We start from the raw sequence: 23,079 nt of genomic DNA, 5'->3' as shown, positions 1-23,079 counted from the left end.
AAAACAGCAAAATCTGCATTCGCCGGCTTCGGTTCTACACCAACCGCTCGATCTTCTGATGCCGCCAGACCAGTTTGTAATACAGCGTTTGCAGCACCAGCATGCCCAGATAGGCCACCGGAAACGCCATCCACACGCCCTGCAAACCAAACTGGCCGTCGAGCCAATACGCCGCCGGCAGTTGCACGCCAACCACACAGATAATTGCAATGACGACCGGCACCAGCACCGTGCCGCTGGCGCGCATGATGCCGCCGATGATCGCCTGGAAGCCGAACACCAACAGGCTCCACAACATGATGTGCAGCAGATGCTCGGCCATCGCCCGGGTCGAGTCGTCGGTAAGGAACAGCCCGAGCAACCAGTGCGATAGCAGATAGCCGAGAACGATCAAGCCACCGGTCAGGCACACGTTGATCACAAGGCCCGTGCGCAGGATCGGGCCCATGCGTTCCAGCCGTCCGGCACCAATGGCCTGCGCGCCAAGAATCGATGCGGTGATCGCGATCGACAACGCCGGAAACTGCACGTAGTTGACGATCTGCGTCACCGCGCCATAAGCCGCGGTTGCTTGCGAGCCGTGCTGGTTGACCAGTGCCAGAATTACCAGCTCCGACAGCGACAGCACGATCATCTGCACGCCGGTCGGCAGACCAATGCGCAGCACCTTGCCGAGAATCGCCCCGTCGAGTCGCAGGGCAGCAAAAAACTCCCGGTCCGGCGCCAGCGGATGCCCCTTGCGAATCAAGCGCCACGCCAGCCAGGCCATCGCCGACAGGTTACCGGCCAGCCCGGCATAGGCCGCGCTTTGAATACCCAGTTGCGGCAAGCCGAACCAGCCGCGAATCAGTGCCGGCGTCAGCGCCAGCCCGACGCAGGTCGAGACCATCAGCGCCAGCAGCGGGGAGAGCGTATCGCTGACCCCGCGCAGCAATTGCGTAAACAGCACGAACACCAGCAGCGACGGCAGAATCCACAGCATCACATGGGCGTACGCCACCGCATCGTCCAGCACATCCGCCGGCGTTCCCAGCCCGGTCAGCGCCTGTCGCGCAAACACGCTGCCGAGCACCGCCGCGAGCAAACCGATCAATACGCCCAGCAACAGCGTCGCGCCCGCAATGGCCTTGACCATGTGCGGTTCCCGCGCGCCCCAAGCCTGACCGATCAGCACACCCGCCCCTGCGCCGAGGCCGATCACCAACGCAATGAAAAAGAACACCACCGGAAACATCCCCGACACCGCCGCCAGTGCCTGGGTGCCGAGCATCTGGCCGATATAGATGCTGTTGACCGTGCCCGACATCGATTGCAGAAAATTCGACAGCACCATCGGCGCAAGGAACAGCAGATAGGTTTGCCAGAGCGGGCGGTGGTCGGCGACTTGCATTGAGGGGAGGTCCATCTCTACGGCGGGAGGGTTGGTGGAGGATAGCTTCGATGAGTTGCGAGCGGTGTGCAATTAACATTTCCGTTCGCTGTTTATCAGCGGTTCAAACATTGGCTAAACAATCGCTGACGGCAGTAGGTAGCGTGCCACGGGCTGTGGTAAACAACACCCACGCCCATTTTTCTGCTTGAGGTCTGTTCATGCCGCACGTTGCCAATTTGCTGACCGCTACCCTTCTCACCCTGCTCGCCACTACCGTTCAAGCCGCCGCGCCCGCCGAAACCTTGAAGCCGTTGGTGCAGACGCTGAACGAACGCCTGAGCATCGGCGACCTCGTGGCGTTGACCAAATGGGACAGCGGCAAGCCGATCCAGGACAGCCCGCGTGAAGCGCAGGTCATCGCCAATGCGCGAACGCTGGCCGCAGAACGGCAACTCAATCCGGAGGACGTTGCGCAATTGCTCGCCGCGCAAATGGAGGCGAACAAGCTGGTGCAGTACGGTCTGCTCGCGCAGTGGCAGGCCGCCGGCGCCGCGCCGGACACGCCGCGTCCTGATCTGGGCAAGCAGATTCGTCCACGCCTTGATGAGTTGCAAACGCGGCTGTTGCAGCAGTACGCCGACTTTGCGTCGTATCGCCATGACGCCGACTGCCCAAAATGGCTGGCCAATGCACGCAAAGGCCTGACTCAGGATGCGCTGCATGATCTGGCACTGACCCGTGCAACCGGTGAGCTGTGCATTCGCCCGATAGCGCCGTAATCAATCGCGTACGCAGCTCTTGCAAAAGCACAGGCAAGCCAAGCTGAAACTGCCGCGGGGCATCCACACGCGACTGGCCCCCGCCGCCCATTGCGCATACCATTCGCCGACAAAAATCAGAACAGACCCTGCCTGCCATGCTCAAAGCCAGTCTGCGTAGCCACCTCACCCTCTGGTTCGCCGGTTTGTCTTTGCTGACACTGTTGAGCGTGGGCTTCTATGTCGGCCACATCGCCACCGAGCAGATGAAGCAAGCCAGCGGCAATGCGCTGCTCAATACCGCGCGCGCAGCGGCGTCCTTGTTGGGCGAACAACTGCGCGAACGCCAGTTGGAGGTTTATCTGCTCAGCCGTGCGCCGCATCTGGAACGCGGCGATCTCGACAATCCCGCAATCCTCAAATCGATGCAATTGCGCACCGAGGCCCGCGCCGAGTATGCGTGGATGGGCGTCACTGACGCCGAGGGCAAGGTGCGTCAAGCGGTGGGCGGTTTGCTGGTCGGCCAGTCAGTGCAGCAACGGCCTTGGTTCCGGGCCGGGCTGGACGGTGAGTACACCGGTGACCCGCATGAAGCCGTGCTGCTGGCGAAAATGTTGCCCGGTTTGCCCAACGGCGAGCCGCTGCGCTTCATCGATTTTGCCGCGCCGATCCATAACGCCGAAGGCCGGGTGATCGGCGTGCTGGGCGCGCATGCGCACTGGAGCTGGGTGACCCGCATGGTCGAGTCGGCGGCGTTCGCGCATAAACATTCTGCGCCGGACATCGAAGCGTTGATCATCGATCACGATGGTAAGGTTCTTTACCCGGAAGCACTGGCTGGCCAGCAAGTGGCGACGGCTGACGAGGAGTTGCAAGGCTGGACGGCGAGCAACGGTTTTCTGACCAGCACGGTCAGCGTGCCGACGCCCTCCAGCACGGCACTGACCTGGTCGATTGCGGTGCGTCAGCCATTGCAAACCGCACTGCAACCGGCACGCCTGCTGTTTTACAAATTGCTGATTCTCGGCGTGTTCGCGGCGGTGATTTTTGGTCTGGTAGCCTACTATCTGGCGCTGTATCTGAGCCGGCCGATCGAGCAGCTCGCGCACTCGGCCCGGCAAGTGCAGAACAAACAGACCGGTGTGCAATTTGCCCTGCAACACCCGGTGCAGGAAATCGCCCAGCTCGGCCAGTCGATCGAGGCCATGACCCAGTCGCTGCTGGCCAAGGAGCGCGAACTGCAACAAGCCAATGCTTCACTGGAAGCCACCGTCGCACAGCGCACCGCGGCGCTGACCCAGGCCAATGCCGAACTGCTGAGTCTGGCCACCCACGACGCCTTGACCGGCGTTTATAACCGTCGTCGTTTCGACGAAAAACTCACCGAGTACACCCTGCTGTTTCGCCGCACCGGTCGGCCGTTCTCGCTGCTGCTGATCGACGCCGACCACTTCAAGCACATCAATGACACGCATGGTCACGCCATGGGCGATGCCGTGCTGCAACAATTGGCGCAACTGATTCAGGCCAGTGTGCGCACCACCGACTTCATCGCTCGTTACGGTGGTGAAGAGTTCGCCGTGCTGCTGCCGGAAATCGCAACCCCCGATACACCCGAAGTGGTCGCCGAAAAGATCCGCGCGGCCATCGCCAGCGCAGATTTCCCCGGCATCGAGCAGGTCACGGTGAGCATCGGCATCGGCCTGGCCGACCCGGCCGACAACAGCCATGCCGCGCTGCTCAAACGTGCAGACCAGCAGCTATATCAGGCCAAGGCGAACGGTCGCAATCGGGTGGCTTGAGCAGGCGTTGCGCAGATATTGCTTCGGCGTTGTAGCTGGAAATTTCCGCAGAACTTACTGCGAAAACGTCTGCAGATACGCCAGCAGATTATCCAGCTTCTCCTCGTCACTCAGTCCCCAGAAAATCATCCGCGTGCCGGGCACCACGCCTTTCGGGTCTTTGAGGTAGGCAATCAGCGTGTCGCGGTCCCAGGTCAGACCTGAGTTTTTCATCGCGTCAGAATACACATAGTTCGCGGAGGTCCCGGCCGGTCGACCGAGGATGCCATTGAGTTGCGGGCCGAATCCGGGACGGGCCGATTCGCCGACCTGGTGGCAACCACCGCACAGGCGCGGGAAGATTTTTGCGCCGGCTTCGGGGTCGCCTGCGGCCTGCGTGAGAGGACTGAGCAGGCCAGTGCCGAGCAGCAGCGCGAGGGTCAATGCAGCAGTGTTGTTCATCGCAAGTTCCGGTTCCATTTCAACGGGCGGCGCAAGGTTAGCATTTTGTGTTTATAGATAAGCGCCGAGGATCTGGCGGATTTTCCTCAGCGCCTGACGCAGTACATCGATATCTACCGAGCCCAGTGCCAGGCGAATCGCGTGCGGTACATGGCTCGCCACGGCGAACGGCTCGGCGCTGGTGACCGAAATCTGCTCGCGCATCAATTCGACGACGATCTGGTCGGCGCGCACGTCTTCCGGCAGCGGTAGCCAGAGGAAATACGAAGCCGGATGGCCAATACAATGCAGACCTTTGAGCACGTCGGCGGCCAACGCTTGTCGCGCCATGGCGTCGTTGCGTTTCTGCTCTTCAAGCAGCGTCACGGTGCCGTCGTCGAGCCAGCCGCAGGCAATGGCGGTCATCACGCCCGGCGTGTTCCAGGTCGTGGCACGGATCACCCGTTCCAGCGCTGGCACCCGCTCGAGCGGTGCGGCGATGAAGCCAACGCGCAGGCCCGTGGCGATATTTTTCGACAGGCCCGAGACGTAAACCGTGCGCTCCGGCGCCAGATCAATCAGCGCGCGTGGTGGGTTTTCCACCAGAAATGCGTAGGCCGCGTCCTCGATCAGTGTCAGATCATACCGCCGGGCGATCGCCACCAATTGCTCGCGTTGCGCCAACGGTGTCACCCAGCCCAGCGGATTGTGCAGTGTCGGCATGCAGTACACGGCACGCACGGCGCGATGGCGACAGAGCTTTTCCAGGGCGTCGAGATCCGGCCCCTGAGCGCCGGACGGGATCGCGACAATCTCCAAATGCAGCGCTTCAGCCAGGACTTTGAAGCCGGAATAGGTCAATGCGTCGGCGGCGATCACGTCGCCGGGCTTGAGCAACGCCATCAGCGTCACTGCCAGCCCCTGCTGGGCGCCGTTGACGATCAGCACTTGCTCGGCCGTTACCTCGACGCCGCGGCTCAGCAAATGCCGGGCAACGGATGCGCGCTCGTGGGCGCGACCGGCGTGGGGCTGGTAGCGCAACAGCGCTTCAAGGTCACCCGACAAGGCCAATTGGCGCAGCGCGGTGCGCAATAGCTCCGCCTGCCCGGGCAATGACGGGTAGTTGAAATTGAGGTCGATCATGCCGACCGCGACGTCTTTCTGATCGATGCCCTGGCCCGGCGTCAGTGAAGTTTCACGGACAAACGTGCCGCGTCCGGTTTCGCCGCTGACCAGGCCCATGGCCTCCAGCTCGGCGTAGACACGCGATGCCGTAACCAGCGCCAGCCCTTCCTGCGTCGCCAATTGCCGGTGAGTCGGTAAGCGTGTGCCCGGTGCCAGGCGCCCCGAACGGATGTCCGCAGCGTAGGCGTCGACCAGGGTTTTATAACGGGAGCGCGGCATGTCGAGGTGTATCCATGACAATTTTTTGATTGTGCTGATTCTCAGCCCTAGCATCGGCGCAACGCAACTCACTTGTCGAGCGTGAATTCGTATGGATCGGACTGCAAACCTGCCCAACCCGGCACTGGAAAAAACCAGTGGCTGGATCAATGGTTTCATCGGCGTGCTGATCTTCAGCGGCTCGCTGCCGGCCACACGCCTGGCGGTGCTGGAGTTCGATCCGGTGTTTCTGACAGTGCTGCGCGCGGCTATTGCCGGACTGCTGGCTGTGATCCTGCTGGGGCTGTTTCGCCAACCACGGCCGGCGCGCAATCAATGGCTGCCGCTGCTGATTGTCGCGCTCGGCGTGGTGCTGGGTTTTCCGCTGCTGACCGCGTTGGCGCTGCAACACGTCACGTCGGCGCATTCGATTGTGTTTGTCGGATTGCTGCCGCTGGCCACGGCGATTTTTGGTGTACTGCGCGGCGGCGAGCGGCCGCGTCCGGTGTTCTGGCTGTTTTCGATTCTTGGCAGTGCGCTGGTGGTTGGTTTTGCCCTGGCGCAAGGTCTGACTGCCTCGCCCACGGGTGACCTGTTGATGCTCGCGGCCATTCTCGCCTGCGGCCTCGGTTACGCCGAAGGCGCGAAGCTGTCACGCAGCCTCGGTGGCTGGCAGGTGATTTGCTGGGCGCTGGTACTGTCGTTGCCGCTGATGGCGATTGCCAGTGTGTGGCTGGCGCCCGCCTCGTTCGCTACCATCAGTCTGCCTGCGTGGCTGAGCCTGGGTTATGTGTCGCTGTTCAGCATGCTGATCGGCTTTGTATTCTGGTATCGCGGCCTGGCTCAGGGCGGGATCGCAGCGGTCGGCCAGTTGCAATTGCTGCAACCGTTTTTCGGACTGGCCCTGGCGGCGACACTGCTGCACGAACAGGTCAGCCTCGGCATGCTGGCGGTAACGTTGGGGGTGATTCTGTGCGTAGCCGGGGCGAAGAAATTCGCTAAATGATGCTCAGGGCGCCAGCCTTCCATTCACGAGGGCTGAGCCCGGTCTTGCGGCGAAACGCCCGAGCCAGCGCCGAAGGACTTTCGTAACCGACTTCCTCGGCGATCAGCGCAATCGGCCGGCCCTCGCGCAGGCGTTTCTGCGCCAGACTGACCCGCCAGCTCAGCAGATAATCGGCCGGCGTCTGCCCGACCACACGGCGAAACTGCTCGGCAAAACCGGCGCGGGACAGGTTGGCGACCGACGCCAGCTCGGCCACGCTCCAGGGTTTGTGCGGTTGCTCATGCATCAGGTTCAGAGCACGCGACAAGCGCGGATCGGCGAGCCCGGCGATCATCCCCGGTTGTTCTTCTCGGCTGCTGATCAAGTGGCGCAACAGCAGAATCACCAGCAATTCGAACAACCGATCCATCACCGCCATGCGCCCGCAATGGCCTTCGAAGGCTTCCTTGAACAACCATTCGAGTGTGTTGCCCAGTTCGGGAACGTCCGTCAGCTTCAGCACCAGATAATCCGGCAGCGCCGCCGCCAGGGCATTGCCGGAGCCGCCGTCGAAGGTCAGCGATGCACAGACTAGCCGGGTGTCCATGGCTTCGTCGGCAAACATGCGATGAGTGAAGGGGCGCGGGAAAAAGATCAGCGATGGCTCAGTCAGCCGCATCTCGCGATCACGACCCGGCTGCAACAGCAACTCGCCCGTCTGCAATAGATGAACATGGCCGACCGGCTCGTCCTCATGCACGCTGACGCCACAAAACGCACCGCTGTGAAATGTGCCGGCATTCACGCCGAAATGGCTGAGCAAGGTTGACAGGCGATCCATGGGCGACTCCGGTTTTGTTGGCTGCTTGTGGTGTTGCAACGCTCGCTCCGCGTCGAGACTTTCGCGAGCAGGCTCGCTCCCACCTTGAAATGCATAATCCTGTGGGAGCGAGCCTGCTCGCGAAGGCGCCCGCCCGGTCGATAAATCTTTCACCAAGCGCTTATCTGGACGATCTGCAGCATATCCTCGACGATTTGCCGCCAAAGCACCAGTCACGTTCAATAACATGGCCTCCATCCCCGGCGCACTCTGCACCGGTACTTCGGAGAATCACCATGAGCCGCATCAACGCTATCAGCCTCGACACCGCCACCGATGCCACCCGCCCTGTGCTGGAAGGCGTGAAAAAGAAAATCGGCTTCCTGCCGAATCTGTTCTCCACACTGGCCAAGGCGCCGGTTGCCCTCGACACGTATGTGCAGGCGTCGGCCATTCTCGGCAAGACTTCCCTGAGCGCTCAGCAAAAAGAAGCGGTGTACCTCGCCACTTCGCAGGTCAACGGTTGCGACTATTGCCTGGCGGCGCACACCCTGTTCGCTGGCAAGGCTGGACTGTCGACCGAGGACATCGTCGCCGCCCGTCACGGTGAACTTAACGCCTACGCCGCCCTCGCCCGGCAACTGGTCGAAACCCGTGGGCACCTTAATGACGAGCAGATCGCTGCCGCCCGCGCCGCCGGTATCGATGACGTGAAAATAATTGAAGTGATCGCGCTGGTGGCGGTGCAGACCCTGACCAACTACCTGAACAACACCGCGCTGACCGACATCGATTTCCCCGCCATCGAAGTGTGATAACCCGTTGGCAAAAACACTGTGGCGAGGGCGCGAAACCCTCGCCACAAATCGTTTTGTCCAATGCATCGTGCCATGATGCGCGAAGGCCGCGCCCCACCCGCGCGCCAACACCGCACAGGTGCGCTGAAACCAAACTCCGGCACAAGGGTCTTCTTCACATGCTGACGTCAGGATAGACACGATCCCCATGAAAGACTGGTTACAGGACCACGGCGCGATGGCCGAGCAGATTCGACGGCACGATTGGGCAAACAGCCCGCTCGGTCCGTTTGAACACTGGCCCGATGTGCTCAAGACCAAGGTCTCGCTCAGTCTTGCCTCGCACTTCCCCCAGGCGATCATCTGGGGCCCGGAACTGATCACCCTGTACAACGACGCGTTTGCGCCGATTCTCGGCGACAAGCCGAATGCGCTGGGCCGGCCGTTCAGCGATATCTGGAAAGAAGCCTGGAGCGAGATCAGCCCCATCGCCGATGCGGCTTATGCCGGGCGAGCCACCTACATTGAAAACTTCGCCTTGATGATCGAGCGTGGCCGCGGTCCCGAACAGGCCTACTTCACCTTCTGCTACAGCCCGATTCGCGATTCCCGAGGCAACGTGGTCGGCATGATCGACACCGTCACCGAAACCACTCAAACCGTTTACCTCAACCAGCGCCTGGCGGTCCTCGATGCGATCGGCAAGGCGGTGACCAACGCCACTGACGCGCAGGACATTCTGGCGGCCAGCACGCGCTTGATGGTCGAGCAATTGCATCTGTCCAATTGCGCCTACGCCGACATGGATGCCGACGAAGACGGTTTCACCATTCGCGGCGACTATGCGGCGCCGGGCTCGCCGAGCATTGTCGGCCACTATCGATTGCGCGACTTCGGCGAAAAAGCCGTGACGCTGTTGCGTGCCGGCAAACCGCTGGTCATTCACGACAACCGCAGCGAATTGCCGCCGGAAGAATCGGCAACGTTCCAGGCGATCGGCATCACCGCGACCATTTGCGTGCCGCTGATCAAGCAAGGTCGCCTGACTGCCCTGATGGCCATCCACGACAAGGCGCCGCGGATCTGGTCGGAATTCGAACAGGCGCTGTTGAGCGAAGTCACCGAACGTTGCTGGGCGCACATCGAGCGAGTGCGCGCCGATGCCAGCGTGCGCGAAGGCCTCAACGCGCTGGCCGAACTCAACGCGACACTTGAGCAGCGGGTCGAGGAGCGCAGCCTGCGCCTGGCCCATGCGGAATCAGCGTTGCGCCAATCGCAAAAACTCGAAGCCATCGGCCAGCTCACCGGCGGCGTCGCGCATGACTTCAATAATCTGCTGACGATCATTCGCTCGTCGGTGGATTTTCTGCGCCAGCCCAACCTTTCCGAAGAGCGCCGGCAGCGCTATATGCGCGCGGTGTCGGATACGGTCGAGCGTGCCTCCAAGCTGACCAGCCAGTTGCTCGCCTTTGCCCGCCGCCAGCCGCTCAATCCACAGGTGGTCGATGCCGGCGAGCGTCTGGAAAATATTGGCGAAATGCTCGAATCGGTGACCGGTGCGCAAATTCATGTGTTCGTCGAACGGCCCGATCATCCCTGCTATATCCGCGTCGACCTGAGTCAGTTCGAGACCGCGCTGATCAACATTGCGTTAAACGCACGCGATGCCATGAACGGTCAGGGGCTGTTGAAACTGCGACTGGAATGCAACAAGCCACTCCCAGCGATTCGCGGCCACGCCAGCTCCGGCGGGCAATTCGTGTCGATCGCTTTGGCGGACAGTGGTCCCGGCATCGATGCAAAGACCCTTGAACACATCTTCGAACCGTTCTTCACCACCAAGGACGTTGGCAAAGGCACCGGGTTGGGCTTGTCGCAGGTATTCGGCTTTGCCAAACAATCGGGCGGCAACGTCGATGTGTCCAGCGTGCTCGGTGAAGGTTCGGAGTTCACCCTGTACCTGCCACAGGTGCCTGCCAGCGAAGTGGAGTGCAACGACGCAGCGGATGATGACGATGCAGAGCCGCTGCACGAAAAGCGCCGGGTGCTGGTGGTTGAGGACAATCTTGATGTCGGCCGCTTTGCCAATCAGATTCTGCAGGACTTGGGCTACGAGACGGTTTGGGCGACCAACGCCGAAGAAGCCCTGCAACTGGCAGGTACCGACGCCATGGCCTTCGATGCGGTGTTTTCCGACGTGGTGATGCCGGGCATCACCGGCGTCGCTCTAGCCAAAGAGCTGCGCCGGCGCCGCCCGGATCTGCCGGTGATTCTGACCTCCGGCTACAGCGAAGAACTGGCGCGCAGCGGTTACGAAGGGTTCGAGTTCATCGCCAAGCCCTACTCCGCCGATCAGGTCTCGCGCATTCTCGGCAAGACCTGGCTCAAGGACGCGTCCGGCGCAGCCTCAGTCGTGATCGACGCCGGCACGCTTGAGTAACTTCTTGCAGCGCTCCGACAGATGAAACACCTGCAAATGCTTGCCGGCCTTGGCGTAGCGTTCACGCAAGGTTTTCAGCGCGGCGATCGCTGAGTAATCGACGAAGCTCAGATGCCGGCAATCCAGCGTCACTCGGTCCGGGTCATTGGTCGGGTCGAACTGGTTGAGAAACGGCGTGGTCGAGGCGAAGAACAACGTGCCATGCAGGCGATAGAGCTTGCTGCCGTCGGCTTCCAGATGCTCGTCGGCGTACAGTTCGCGCGCCTGCTGCCAGGCAAAGTTGAGCGCGGCAATGACGATGCCGCAGAGTACGGCGGTGGCCAGATCGGTGAACACGGTGATAGTGGTCACGGCGATGATCACCAGCACATCGTTGAACGGCACTTTGTTGATCACTCGCAACGACGCCCAGGCAAAGGTCTGCTGCGATACCACGAACATCACGCCGACCAGTGCTGCTAGCGGAATCCGCTCGATCAGCGGCGACAGGAACAGGATGAACAACAGGATCAGCACGCCCGCGACCACCCCGGACAAACGCCCGCGCCCGCCGGAACTGAGGTTGATCACGGTCTGGCCGATCATCGCACAACCGCCCATGCCGCCGAATGCGCCCGAGACCATGTTCGCCGCGCCAAGCGCCACGCACTCGCGGTCCGGGTAGCCGCGGGTTTCGGTGATTTCGTCGGTGAGGTTGAGGGTCAGCAGGGTTTCCAGCAGACCGACCAGCGCCATCAGGATTGCGTAAGGCGCAATGATGCCGAGGGTCTCGAGATTCCACGGAATATCCGGCAGCGCAAAGGTCGGCAAGCCGCCGGCAATGTGCGCCATGTCGCCGAGGGTGCGGGTCGGCAGGCCAAACAGATAGACCAGCAGGCCGACACCGAGGATCGCCACCAGCGCCGGCGGCACCGCACGGGTCAGGCGCGGCAGGATGTAGACAATGGCCATGGTCAGCAGCACCAGACCGGTCATCAGGTACAACGGCGTGCCGCTGAGCCAGTCTTCACCGCTCTTGAAATGCTCCAGTTGCGCCAAGGCAATGATGATCGCCAGCCCGTTGACGAACCCGAGCATCACCGGGTGCGGGACCATGCGCACCAGTTTGCCCAGGCGCAGCAGCCCGAACGCCATCATGATCAGACCGCAGAGCAGCACCGTCGCCAGCAGATATTGCACACCGTGCTGCACCACCAGGGCGACGATCACCACGGCCATTGAGCCTGCGGCCCCGGACACCATGCCCGGGCGCCCGCCGAACAGGGCCGTCAGCGTACAAATGATGAACGCGCCATACAGGCCCATCAGCGGATTGAGGTGCGCCACCAGCGCGAACGCAATGCATTCGGGCAACAGGGCAAACGAGGTGGTGAGTCCGGCCAGGACATCGGCGCGCAGACGAATCGGTTTCATGGCTTACCTGACTGAGCGGCCGACGCGGCGACCGCAGGTGTTCGGAAAAAGAGGGGGGCGAATGTTACGTAATTGTTCCGCGTCGGGCCAGTGATCGCTGACAGGTGTCGAGCCGCGCCTTATGCTGGCGCCTCATTTTTTGGTTGAGCTCGACATGTCGTCATCATTGACCGCCCGCGAGGTTTGTCAGCGTCTTCGTGAAGCGGCGCTGGGCGTCCTGACGTTCAAGGTCTGCGCAGGACCTGATGCGACTGGCCTGGTCACGGTCGATATCGAAGGCTGGCGCCTGCTGCTGGATTTTGCCGGTCAACGATTGCATCACTGTGAATACGCCTGCAGTCCCGAAGGCCATGAGGGCGCACTCGAGTCGTGGCAGCGTTATGGCACGGATCCGGTGAGTCTGCTCAGTACCTGGGAACTGGCGCAGGTTGAACGGTTGTTGCTGACGGATCGTTAATCGGCGGCAGTGGTGTGTCAGGCGCTGATGTTCTGGCTGGGCGGACGCCATCGCGAGCAGGCTCACTCCTACAGGTTTTGTGGTGGGCTCAGGGGCTGGGTTAACGCAGGACCAATGTGGGAGCCAGCCTGCTGGCGATGGCGGTGTGTCAGGCACTGATGCTTTGGCTGGGCTGACGCTATCGCGAGCAGGCTCACTCCTACAGGCTTTGTGGTGGGCTCAGGGGCTGGGTTAACGCAGGACCAATGTGGGAGCCAGCCTGCTGGCGATGGCGGTGTGTCAGGCACTGATGCTTTGGCTGGGCTGACGCTATCGCGAGCAGGCTCACTCCTACAGGTTTTGTGGTGGGCTCAGGGGCTGGGTTAACGCAGGACCAATGTGGGAGCCAGCCTGCTGGCGATGGCGGTGTGTCAGTTGTTGGTGATTTGGCCGGGCTGGCGCCTTCGCGAGCAGGCTCGCTCCCACAGGTTTTGTGGTGGGCTCAGGGGCTGGGTTAACACAGGACCAATGTGGGAGCCAGCCTGCTGGCGATGGCGGTGTGTCAGACACTGATGTTTTGGCTGGGCTGACGCTATCGCGAGCAGGCTCGCTCCCACAGGTTTTGTGGTGGGCTCGAGTTTGAGGGCAACGCAGAACCACTGTGGGAGCCAGCCTGCTGGCGATGGCGGTGTGTCAGGCACTGATGTTTTGGCCGGGCTGGCGCCATCGCGAGCAGGCTCACTCCTACAGGTTTTGTGGTGGGCTCAGGGGCTGGGTTAACGCAGGACCAATGTGGGAGCCAGCCTGCTGGCGATGGCGGTGTGTCAGGCACTGATGTTTTGGCTGGGCTGACGCTATCGCGAGCAGGCTCACTCCTACAGGTTTGGGGTGTTATTGAAACTGGATGGTTGCCGCTGGCTTGACATCGGTCCGCGCCACGGAGCTGGTGAGGGCGGCGAAGTCCTTGTTGTGTTCGGCAATGATGTCTTCGGCGCTCATCGTGCCGTTGTCCACGGTCGAATGCGCATCGTGCGCGACGACCACGTCATAGCCCAGTTCATGGGCGCGGCGCACGGTGGCGTTGACGCAGTAATCGGTCTGCAGGCCGCAGATCACCAGGCGTTCGAAATCTTCGCTGGGCAACAGCTTGCCGAGATCGGTCTGGTAAAAGGAGTCCCCGGTGGTTTTGCCAACGCGCAGATCTTTCGTCGAAGTCTGCAGATCGTTGGCGAGTTGCCAACCGTCAGCACCGTGAGCGAACGCACCGTCCTTTTCTTCATGTTGAATCAGCACCACCGGAACCCCGGCTTCTCGAGCGCGGCGGCTCAGATCATTGATCGTAGCGATCACGCGGTCGATTTCAAAACACTGATATTCACCAGCACACAGAACCTGCTGGACGTCGATGATCAGTAATGCGGTGGTCATGTCGAGCCTTCCTTGATCAGTCCTTGAGAATGGGGCGGACCTGAGCCCGCCCCTTTTTTACTCCGCTCAATAGCCCAATGACAAGCCGGTATTGCGCCGTGGATCGTTGGCACCGTAAAAGCGGTTCTTGCCCACCGGTTTGCCGCCCAGCGTCGGTGCGCCGACCAGAATCGCAGCGATGTGGTTAGGGTCCTGCGGGCCGGCGAATTTGTGGCCCCAGCTCTCGAGTAACTTTTTCGTATCGGGGCTGGCGGCGAAGTCTTCGAGGTTGGTTTCTTCGGGCATCCACTGTTGGTGGAAACGCGGCGCGTCGACGGCTTCCTGCAAGCCCATGCCGTAGTCGATGACGTTGAGCATGGTCAGCAAAGTCGCCGTAATGATCCGGCTGCCGCCCGGCGTGCCGACTACCATCACCACTTTGCCGTCCTTGGTGACAATGGTCGGACTCATCGATGACAACGGCGCCTTGCCCGGCGCGATGGCGTTTGCTTCGCCCTGCACCAGACCGTACATGTTCGGTACGCCGACCTTGGAAGTGAAGTCGTCCATTTCGTCGTTGAGGATCACCCCGGTCTTGCTCGCCATCACGCCCGCGCCGAACCAGTCGTTGAGGGTGTAGGTGACCGACACCGCATTGCCCCACTTGTCGACGATCGAGTAATGCGTGGTGTTGCTGCCCTCATGTGGCGCGACGCCGGGTTTCAGTTCGGCCGATACGCCAGCCTTCTGCGGCTGGATCGCGTCGCGCAGTTTGGTCGCGTAGTTCTTGTCCAGCAGGTGCTCGATCGGGTTTTTGACGAAATCCGGATCGCCGAGATAGCTGTTGCGATCCACGTAAGCGTGGCGCATCGCCTCGATCTGGTAATGCATGCCCTGGGCGGAATGGAAGCCCAGATCCTTCATCGGATAGCCTTCGAGAATGTTCATGATCTGGCAGATCACCACACCACCGGAGCTCGGCGGCGGTGCCGAGACCACGTGATAACCGCGATAATCGCATTCCACGGGAGCCAGTTCACGGGTCTTGTATTTGTCGAGGTCGGCCTGAGTGATGATGCCTTTGTTGGCTTGACTGGAGGTCACAATCGCATCCGCGACCCAGCCTTTGTAGAAGCCGTCTGCGCCTTTTTCGGAAATGCTGCGCAGGGTTTTGCCGAGGTCCTTCTGCACCAGTTTTTGCCCGACCTGCATCGGTTCGCCGTTGTGCAGGAAAATCGATCCGGAATCACGCATGTCCTTTTTGAACACGTCGGTGGCGTACTCCAGCAGCTCGACATCGCCCTGCTCCAGGGCGAAACCGTCTTCGGCCAGTTTGATCGCCGGGGCGATCATGTCCTTGCGCGATTGGGTCCCGTACTTGCTCAGTGCCAGCTCCATGCCCGACACGGTCCCGGGCACGCCTACCGCCAGATGACCGCGGGTACTCAGCTCCGGAATGACGTTGCCGTCCTTGTCCAGGTACATGTTCGCCGTTGCCGCCAGCGGCGCTTTCTCACGGAAATCAAGAAAGGTCTTACGTCCGTCCGCCAATTGAATGGTCATGAAACCGCCACCACCGAGGTTACCTGCCGCGGGATACACCACCGCCAGCGCATAGCCCACCGCGACCGCCGCATCGACGGCATTGCCGCCGCTTTTCAGCACATCGACGCCGACATGCGTGGCCAGATGTTGTGCGGTGACCACCATGCCGTTTTCTGCGGCGACCGGCGCCACCGACGCCGCGTGAGCCATGAGACAGCTGAGTGCCAGGGACGTCGTAATCAGCGACCTGGTCAAAGGTTCGTACTTCATGTGTCGATCTCTTTTTTGTTTTAGGGGACGGCGCAAACCACGTGCAGCGTTTCAAGCGCAATCAGCAGTATGGTCGGCTTTACGTATTGCGCCTCTGTGTTCCGCCGCTATGCTGGACGCTGTCCACACTTTCCAGCGGGGTTACACTGATGCCTTACACATTCATCACCCTGCCCTCGCCGGTCGGCGAGTTGAAGCTGGTGGCGAACGACTCGCGACTGGCGGCCATCCTCTGGGAAAACGACAAACCGAACCGGGTACGCCTCGGGCCGATGAGCGAGGCACCGGGCAATCCGGTCCTGCAAAACGCTGCGCGGCAACTGGAAGAATATTTTTCCGGTACCCGCGAACGCTTCGAGCTAGAACTCGACTTCACTGGCACGCCTTTCCAAAAACAAGTCTGGGCGGCGCTACTGACCATTCCGTTCGGCGAAACCCGCACCTACCGCCAGATCGCCGAGCAGATCGGCAATCCCACTGCCGTGCGAGCCGTGGGCGCGGCGAACGGGCGCAACCCGATTTCCATCGTCGCGCCATGCCATCGGGTGATTGGCGCGTCGGGGAAGCTGACCGGTTTCGCCGGCGGGCTTGAAGCAAAAGAGCGGCTGCTGACCCTTGAGGGTGGCCAGTGGTCGTTCATTGGCAAAACCGGCGAACTGTTCTGACTCAAGCACCGAACAGATTATTCATCGCCGCGTACTGCAACAGCATGATGGTCTTGGCATCGCAGATCTCACCGCGCTGAAACGCCGCCAGCGCTTCGTCGAACGTCCATTCCAGCACTTCCAGCTCCTCGGTTTCTTCCTCCAGCCCGCCACCGTCGCTGACCTTCGAGGTCGCGTCGTATTCGGCGATGAAAAAGTGAAGCTTTTCCGTCACCGACCCCGGGCTCATGTAAGCCTCGAACACCTTCTTTACATCGTGCACGCGATAACCGGTTTCTTCCTCGGCTTCGTCGCGAATGCGCTGTTCTGGCGCCGCGCCTTCGAGCAGCCCGGCTGCCACCTCGATCAGTAAACCGTCATGGCCGTTGACGAACACCGGCAAGCGGAACTGCCGGGTCAGCACCACCGTGCGTTTATCGCGGTTGAACAGCAGAATCGCCGCGCCGTTACCGCGATCGTAGACTTCGCGAGTCTGACGCTGCCATTCGCCATTGTTGCGGTGATAGTCGAAGGTGATTTTCTTCAACAAATACCAGTCATGGGACAACACCTGAGTGTCGACGATATTGACCCGCTCGGCTGTGTTGGACATGACGCCTGATCCTTTAGTCATTGATGGCCTCCGGGCCTGCAAATGCCCGGTTATTTGAACGAAAAAACCCAACCATATATCGCCCTACAAGGCATGTCGAACCGTCCTACAGAGACTGCCTACTTGCCCGACTTCTTTCTCGTTTGATCCCCCGCAAAGTCCCCGCACCTTTTTATGTGCGCGAGCGACTGCGAATGTTTGAACCTGATCGGCTCCTGGCTCTGAACAACAGCATCGGTTTGCTGGTGGTGGCCGCGCTCAATCCCGAGCAACCGGATTTCGAAGCCCTGATTGGCGAATTCCGCCTGTGCCTGAACAACTACGACGCCTGGGCCGAGCAGTTCTGGACCGGCACCGCGCTCGACATCGAGCAGGTGTTTAGCGTCGGCAACGACGTGCGCCTGAGTGCGCCAATCACCTCGCGCCGACCGCTCAGTTCATCGGTGGTGATGTGCCCCGCCAACGGGCCGCTGACCCTGGTGCACCTGTTCGAGGCCGCGCGTTTTGTACCGGTCGGCAATACGCCGGTGACGCTTGAACCGCTGCTCAGCGAGGTCGACGGCGTCCAGACCTTCGGCGAACCGCTGCGCTACACCATCGGCCCCAGCGGCATTCTGCAAGTCACCGACTGCGATCGGGGCCAGCGTTATCGCATCACCTTCTTTCCCGATGTTTCCACTGCGCAGGTGCGGGCGTTGTATGCCTCTTATGAAGGGGTTATTGCTGAATTGGAAGGCTGGTTACGCGGCGAATGGGCCGGGTTTCAGCCGCAGTGGATGGAGTTTTCCAGCGCCGGGTTTATTGAGCGTTACAGGCAGTTGCAACGGGCTGACTGGCGCGGTTTCGAAAATGCATTCAACGGCGTTTGGGACGACATTCAACAGGTCTTCGCCCTCCTCGCTGATCTGCAAGCCAACAGCGAAAAACTTCTCGATTATTTGAGCGATGTCGAACTCGAGGCACTGCTCGCGGCCTCCAGCGAGGCCATCGCCAACGCACTGCTGATGCTCAGCGACGAGCCGCTGCTGTTCATTCATCTGGCCGCGTTTACCAGTTGGCTGAAGATGCTGCCGCCGCAGTACCTCGCCGAAGTGGTGGCCGAGGTGCGGGTCGAACTGCTGGTCAGCTTTTTGTTGATGCGGGTCGCGGGCGGTGCCGGTGTGTCGCTGCGTTTGAGCAGCAAGGTCTTGGACAAGATCAAGTCACCGCGGGCGCGGCAATGGCTGGCGGGCTCGGCACTGCGCCTGGCGGAGCTGACGTCGGCGCCGGAACTGAACAAGCACGCCAGCGCGTTGAAACCGTTGATGCTGCATGCGCGTGAGGTGGCGCTGAAACCCACACCTTCCATCCCGCTGAACATTCGTCAGGTCAATTCGGTGGTACTGACCGTGCCGAATCCGGCGCCGATGGCGCGGGGCAAGACTGGCGCTTCGACGCGGATGGAGCGCCACGAACCTCACGACGACGCTTCCGATCAGGCGAAAAACCCCAACGGCGACAGCGCCGATTGCGTGCCGCTGACTTGCACCAATGGCTGTCCGGTGTCGATGGTTACCGGTGAGGAACTCCTGACGCTGACGGATGCGGTGCTTGATGGTGTGCTGCCGTTTGAGTTCAGGCGTTTGTATCGCTCAAGCGCGGTCGAGATCGACATTGGCCTGGGGTTTGGCTGGAGCCACTCGCTGGCGCATCGGCTGGAGTTTGAGGGCGACTTTGTTGTTTGGGTCGACCATGAAAACCGGCGTACGCGGTTTCCTTTACCGAGTGCGACGCGGCCGGCGATTCACAACAGTCTGTCGCGGGCGGCGGTTTTTCTTGGCGATGAACCGGAGGAACTGATTCTCGCGCTGGCCGGCGAGGCGGCGCGGTTTTATCACTTTCGCGCGGGTCGGCTGACGGCGATCAGTGATGCGTATGGCAATCGGCTCTCGGTGCAGCGCGATCGGGCTGATCGAGTGCAAAGACTCGATAACGGCGCTGGTCGTTCGCTGCTGTTGCGTTATGACCGCGCGCAGTTGGTCGGCGTGGATTATCAGGTGTTTCGTGAGGCTGCCTGGCACACCGAACAGACGCTCGTTAGTTATGGCTTCGATGCCTATCAAAATCTGATCGAAGCCACCAACGCGGTCGGCGACAGCGAGCGTTACGACTACGACGACGCTCACGTCATCCTGCAGCGGCAACTGGCTGGCGGCGCGAGTTTCTTCTGGGAATGGGAACGCTCCGGCAAGGCGGCGCGGTGCGTCCGCCACTGGGCCTCGTTCTCGCAGATGAACACCCGCTACGTCTGGGCCGACGACGGCAGCGTCGCGGTGCAGTACGTCGACGGCACCGAAGAAACCTACGTTCACGACGACCGCGCGCGACTGGTGCGCAAGGTCGAGGCGGATGGCGGCGAACACCTCAAGGCCTATGACGCTGAAGGCCGGTTGATCGCCGAGCAGGACCCGCTGGGCGCGGTCACCGAATACCGCTACGACGAGGTCGGACGGCTGATCGCGTTGATTCCTCCGGATGATGTGCCAACGTCCTACGAGTATCGCAACGGTTTTCTCTACCGGCGCACCCGCGGCGATGCGGTGTGGATTTATCGGCGCAACGCCGAGGGCGACGTCACTGAAGCGGTCGATCCTGACGGCCAGGTCACCCATTACTACTACAACGTGCGCGGGCAACTGCTGTCGATCCGCTACTCGGACAGCAGCCGCCATAAGCTGGTGTGGAATCCGCTCGGCCAGTTGACCGAAGAAACCCTGCCCGATGGCGGTGTGCGACGCTTTTCCTACGACGCATTAGGGCGACGGACCACCACGGCCGACGAACACGGCGCCGTCACCCGCCAGCAGTGGGACGCCGTTGGCCGACTGATCCAGACGACGCTTCCTGGCGGCAGCAGCCGCGCCTACAGCTACGGCGCCTACGGCCAGATCACCGCCGAACGTGACGAGCTCGGGCGCATCACCCGTTACGAGTACGACGATGACCTGCACCTGGTCTCGCGGCGAATCAATCCCGACGGCACGCAGCTGCAGTACCGCTACGACCATGCGCAACTACTGCTCACCGAGATCGAAAACGAGTCCGGAGAAAAATACCGACTGGACTACACGCCAAGCGGATTGATCCGACAGGAAACCGGTTTTGATGGGCGGCGCACGGCGTATGCCTACGACCTCAATGGGCATCTGCTGGAAAAGACCGAATTTGGTGATGACGGCTCATGTTTGCTGACTGCTTATAAGCGCGACGCGGCCGGCCGACTGCTGATCAAAACCCTTCCCGACGGGCTGAAAGTCTCCTATCAATATGACCGCCTCGGACGCCTGATCGCCGTCGACGACGGCCACGACCACCCGCTGGCCTTCGAATACGACCGCCAGAACCGGCTGATCACCGAACATCAGGGCTGGGGCACCCTGCGTTACGCCTATGACGCCTGCGGTCAGCTCAAACGCCTGCGCCTGCCGGACAACAGCAAGCTCGAGTACCACTACGCCAAGGGCGGCGCGCTGACGGCAATCGACCTCAATGGCACACCGCTGACCCGCCACGTCTACCAGTTCGGCCGCGAAGTGCAGCGCCAGCAAGGCCTGCTGCTCAGCGAATATGCCTACGACGAACAGGGAAGATTACTGGCCCACGCCGTAGGCCATCAGCGCGATTCGCTCTACCGTCGCGATTATGCCTACAGCGCCAACGGCAACCTCGCGCACATCGCCGACAGCCGCCACGGCCAACGCACCTACGGCTACGACGCCCTCGACCGACTGATCCGCGTCCGCCATTCGCGCGACGAGCTGCCGGAATCCTTCGTCCACGACCCAGCCGGCAACCTGCTGATGCAGGACCGCCCCGGCCCGAGCCGCATTCAGGGCAACCGCCTGCTGATGCAGGGCGACCGCCATTACGACTACGACGCCTTCGGCAACCTGATCCGCGAGCGCCGCGGCAAAGAACAAGCACTCGTCACCGAATACCGCTACGACAGCCAGCACCGCCTGATCGGCCTGACCCGTCCCGACGGTCAGACCGCGACCTATCAATACGACGCCTTCGGCCGCCGCATCCGTAAAACCGTCGACGGCGCCACCACCGAATTTTTCTGGCAAGGCGACCAAGTCGTCGCCGAAAGCAGCCAGAACGAATACCGCAGCTACATCTACGAACCCGGCACCTTTCGCCCGCTCGCGCTGATCGACGGCAAAGGCCCGAAAAAAGCCTGCCCGTTCTACTACCAACTCGACCACCTCGGCACGCCGCAAGAACTCACCGACTACGGCGGCGACATCGTCTGGTCCGCCCAATACGACGCCTACGGCAAAACCGCCGCGCTGACCCTCGCCGGTGACGACTACCTGAACCAGCCACTGCGTTTTCAGGGGCAGTACTTCGATGCCGAAAGCGGATTGCACTACAACCGTCACCGGTATTACGACCCGAAATTGGGACGTTACCTGACGCCGGACCCGATCAAATTGGCCGGCGGGTTGAATCAGTACCAGTACACGCCGAATCCGACGGGGTCGGTGGATCCGTTGGGATTGGCTTGCACTCCGTGTCCCGGGGCGGTACAGGCAGATGGACCGTATAGTGAAATTGTTCCGGGTGGGGGGTTGGAAGCGCACGAGTCTCGAGGTGGACATGCCATTGCGAGACATGTCAATAGATCGGAGACGCAACTGAGAGCTAGACTAATAACTGAGCCAAACATACCTATTGCGTCAACATTTCATAACAGGACGGAGGCTGAAGCTGCACTCTCGCATGTTATTAATAGCAACAAAGTAAATATCGACGATTTTCTAGCAGGTAACGCAAATAAATTTGTGATTAACGAGCGAATGTCTGCTCCTGCTGGTATTGGTGTTGTGAGACAGAGTGGCACGCTAGAACCGCTATTTAGTATTAGATTAGTGCTGAGGCGAGATGCGACTTCACCACTTGGGTATTTTATCTTGACGGGGTTTGTAAATGATAACTGAAGATTTTCATAGGCTATTCCAGTTTCTCGGGGCTTATTTCCATGAGGATTGGATGTGTGAATTCGACTTAGCTAATGAGGTAGTGGAATCTTTTGTGGCGGACTCCGATGAACTCACTATACAACAGGTATTAAAGGAAATTGAAATCTTACTAGGGTCAAATCTAACGGAAAACAATCTACGAGATTTCCTATTGAAAGAGATGAGCTGTAGTTATTGCTACTGGAACGAATGGGCTTCTGGCGAGATATGGCTACGTCACATCGAAAAGAAATTGAACGACAGCTTGGCTGATCCGCATCTACACCGATGAGAGCCTGACGCCCGGCTCCAGTTTTACGAGTGATAGAAAATTAAAGCCAGAACTATCAAATGGATCGAGTCAGCCCGCGTCGGCGATCAGTTACCCGTCTGACGCAGTAGCCACTTTGCAAAAAATGCCCGGTAGTACCACCGGGCCTGTTTGTTCGCAACAGCGAGCCACGGACAACAATGTCAACGTACATTCAGGACAACTGCGCCTGAAACTCCCTCTCATACTCCCCAGCCAACTGCTCTTTCTGCTTCTCATCAAGAAGCTTACCGGCCATCTGGAAGAACTTATGCTCTTCTTCCTTGAGGTGATGGTGAACCTTGTCCGACAGCTTCTTCGCCGTCGCCAGCCATGCCGGGCTGGACATCTCGGTTTCGTCGAGCTCTTCCATCATTTCGTCCATTTCATGATGCTCGGCGATGGCATGACGGCTCAGGTCGACGCCTTCATCCATTGCCATCAACGGAATATAGAAGTGGCGTTCCTCGGCAGTTTCGTGGGCTTGCAGTTCTGCTTTCAGCTGTTTGTAGGCCTCGACCCGCTCTGGACTGTCGCCGCTGGTTTCGATCAGGGCTTTGGCGTAGCTTCGCTGGCGCTCGTGGCTTTCACGCAGGGCTTCGAAAATATTCATGGGGGTCCTTGTTGGCGGCGTTCGGGAATGACGCTGTAAACGCTAGAC

General features: G+C 60.6%; 18 protein-coding genes. 9 read left to right on the top strand and 9 right to left on the bottom strand.

The window, feature by feature from the left end; genetic code table 11:
* Window positions 1-34: 34 nt before the first annotated feature.
* Window positions 35-1,390 (bottom strand): MATE family efflux transporter, encoded by a 1,356-nt coding sequence (locus J3P93_RS10825; RefSeq protein ID WP_434597260.1) that lies wholly within the window; start codon window positions 1,388-1,390, stop codon window positions 35-37.
* Between the two features lie 200 nt (window positions 1,391-1,590).
* Here J3P93_RS10825 and J3P93_RS10820 point away from each other — a divergent pair, with 200 nt between their 5' ends.
* Window positions 1,591-2,151, top strand: coding sequence for a chorismate mutase (locus J3P93_RS10820; RefSeq protein WP_434597258.1), 561 nt, complete (start codon window positions 1,591-1,593; stop codon window positions 2,149-2,151).
* 137 nt (window positions 2,152-2,288) lie between these two features.
* Entirely contained in the window at window positions 2,289-3,932 is a 1,644-nt protein-coding gene (locus tag J3P93_RS10815; RefSeq protein WP_434597256.1) for a sensor domain-containing diguanylate cyclase, read from the top strand.
* 54 nt (window positions 3,933-3,986) lie between these two features.
* On the opposite strand, the gene J3P93_RS10810 is transcribed toward J3P93_RS10815, so the two are convergent.
* Together J3P93_RS10810 and J3P93_RS10805 are read right to left on the bottom strand one after the other, a co-directional pair.
* Entirely contained in the window at window positions 3,987-4,373 is a 387-nt protein-coding gene (locus J3P93_RS10810; protein ID WP_434597255.1) for a c-type cytochrome, read from the bottom strand.
* A 51-nt stretch (window positions 4,374-4,424) separates the two neighbouring features.
* Window positions 4,425-5,756, bottom strand: a complete 1,332-nt coding sequence (locus tag J3P93_RS10805; RefSeq protein ID WP_434597252.1) for a PLP-dependent aminotransferase family protein — start codon at window positions 5,754-5,756, stop codon at window positions 4,425-4,427.
* A 91-nt stretch (window positions 5,757-5,847) separates the two neighbouring features.
* Between J3P93_RS10805 and J3P93_RS10800 the strand changes: the two genes are divergently transcribed.
* Entirely contained in the window at window positions 5,848-6,741 is an 894-nt protein-coding gene (locus J3P93_RS10800; RefSeq protein WP_434597250.1) for a DMT family transporter, read from the top strand.
* Here the strand turns inward: J3P93_RS10800 and J3P93_RS10795 are convergent.
* Window positions 6,734-7,561 (bottom strand): cupin domain-containing protein, encoded by an 828-nt coding sequence (locus J3P93_RS10795; RefSeq protein WP_434597248.1) that lies wholly within the window; start codon window positions 7,559-7,561, stop codon window positions 6,734-6,736. The two genes, J3P93_RS10800 and J3P93_RS10795, sit on opposite strands and share 8 nt — an antisense overlap.
* A 275-nt stretch (window positions 7,562-7,836) precedes the next feature.
* On the opposite strand from J3P93_RS10795, the gene J3P93_RS10790 reads away from it, so the two are divergent.
* Window positions 7,837-8,355 carry a carboxymuconolactone decarboxylase family protein gene (locus J3P93_RS10790; RefSeq protein ID WP_434597246.1) on the top strand — a complete coding sequence of 173 codons (519 nt, stop codon included), beginning with the start codon at window positions 7,837-7,839 and terminating at the stop codon, window positions 8,353-8,355.
* A 190-nt stretch (window positions 8,356-8,545) separates the two neighbouring features.
* Window positions 8,546-10,777, top strand: a complete 2,232-nt coding sequence (locus J3P93_RS10785; RefSeq protein ID WP_434597243.1) for a response regulator — start codon at window positions 8,546-8,548, stop codon at window positions 10,775-10,777.
* On the opposite strand, the gene J3P93_RS10780 is transcribed toward J3P93_RS10785, so the two are convergent.
* Window positions 10,745-12,190, bottom strand: coding sequence for a SulP family inorganic anion transporter (locus tag J3P93_RS10780; protein ID WP_434597241.1), 1,446 nt, complete (start codon window positions 12,188-12,190; stop codon window positions 10,745-10,747). The genes J3P93_RS10785 and J3P93_RS10780 overlap by 33 nt on opposite strands.
* Window positions 12,191-12,344: 154 nt before the next feature.
* On the opposite strand from J3P93_RS10780, the gene J3P93_RS10775 reads away from it, so the two are divergent.
* Window positions 12,345-12,647: a DUF7693 family protein gene (locus J3P93_RS10775; protein WP_434597238.1), complete on the top strand. Its 303-nt coding sequence runs from the start codon at window positions 12,345-12,347 to the stop codon at window positions 12,645-12,647.
* Window positions 12,648-13,517: 870 nt separating this feature from the next.
* Here J3P93_RS10775 and J3P93_RS10770 read toward each other — a convergent pair.
* Entirely contained in the window at window positions 13,518-14,054 is a 537-nt protein-coding gene (locus J3P93_RS10770) for a cysteine hydrolase family protein (RefSeq protein WP_434597236.1), read from the bottom strand.
* A gap of 66 nt (window positions 14,055-14,120) precedes the next feature.
* On the bottom strand, window positions 14,121-15,848 hold the full coding sequence (ggt, locus tag J3P93_RS10765; protein WP_434597234.1) for a gamma-glutamyltransferase: 1,728 nt from the start codon (window positions 15,846-15,848) through the stop codon (window positions 14,121-14,123).
* Window positions 15,849-15,997: 149 nt separating this feature from the next.
* Here ggt and J3P93_RS10760 point away from each other — a divergent pair, with 149 nt between their 5' ends.
* Window positions 15,998-16,513, top strand: a complete 516-nt coding sequence (locus J3P93_RS10760; RefSeq protein WP_434597232.1) for a methylated-DNA--[protein]-cysteine S-methyltransferase — start codon at window positions 15,998-16,000, stop codon at window positions 16,511-16,513.
* 1 nt (window position 16,514) lies between these two features.
* On the opposite strand, the gene J3P93_RS10755 is transcribed toward J3P93_RS10760, so the two are convergent.
* On the bottom strand, window positions 16,515-17,105 hold the full coding sequence (locus J3P93_RS10755) for an NUDIX domain-containing protein (RefSeq protein WP_434597230.1): 591 nt from the start codon (window positions 17,103-17,105) through the stop codon (window positions 16,515-16,517).
* Between the two features lie 194 nt (window positions 17,106-17,299).
* Between J3P93_RS10755 and J3P93_RS10750 the strand changes: the two genes are divergently transcribed.
* A complete protein-coding gene (locus tag J3P93_RS10750; RefSeq protein ID WP_434597228.1) occupies window positions 17,300-22,087 on the top strand; it encodes an RHS repeat-associated core domain-containing protein in 4,788 nt (1,595 codons plus the stop codon).
* Complete coding sequence (locus tag J3P93_RS10745; RefSeq protein ID WP_434597226.1) at window positions 22,077-22,400, top strand: contact-dependent growth inhibition system immunity protein; 324 nt, start codon at window positions 22,077-22,079, stop codon at window positions 22,398-22,400. The genes J3P93_RS10750 and J3P93_RS10745 overlap by 11 nt, the downstream gene beginning before the upstream one ends.
* Window positions 22,401-22,593: 193 nt before the next feature.
* On the opposite strand, the gene J3P93_RS10740 is transcribed toward J3P93_RS10745, so the two are convergent.
* Window positions 22,594-23,031 (bottom strand): hemerythrin domain-containing protein, encoded by a 438-nt coding sequence (locus J3P93_RS10740; RefSeq protein WP_434597224.1) that lies wholly within the window; start codon window positions 23,029-23,031, stop codon window positions 22,594-22,596.
* Window positions 23,032-23,079: the final 48 nt, after the last annotated feature.

Origin of the sequence: Pseudomonas sp. R3-57 (assembly GCF_051132065.1) — a bacterium.
Lineage (GTDB): Bacteria > Pseudomonadota > Gammaproteobacteria > Pseudomonadales > Pseudomonadaceae > Aquipseudomonas.
Note: the sequence above shows the minus strand (reverse complement) of the source record. Positions and strands in the feature narration are given on the sequence as shown.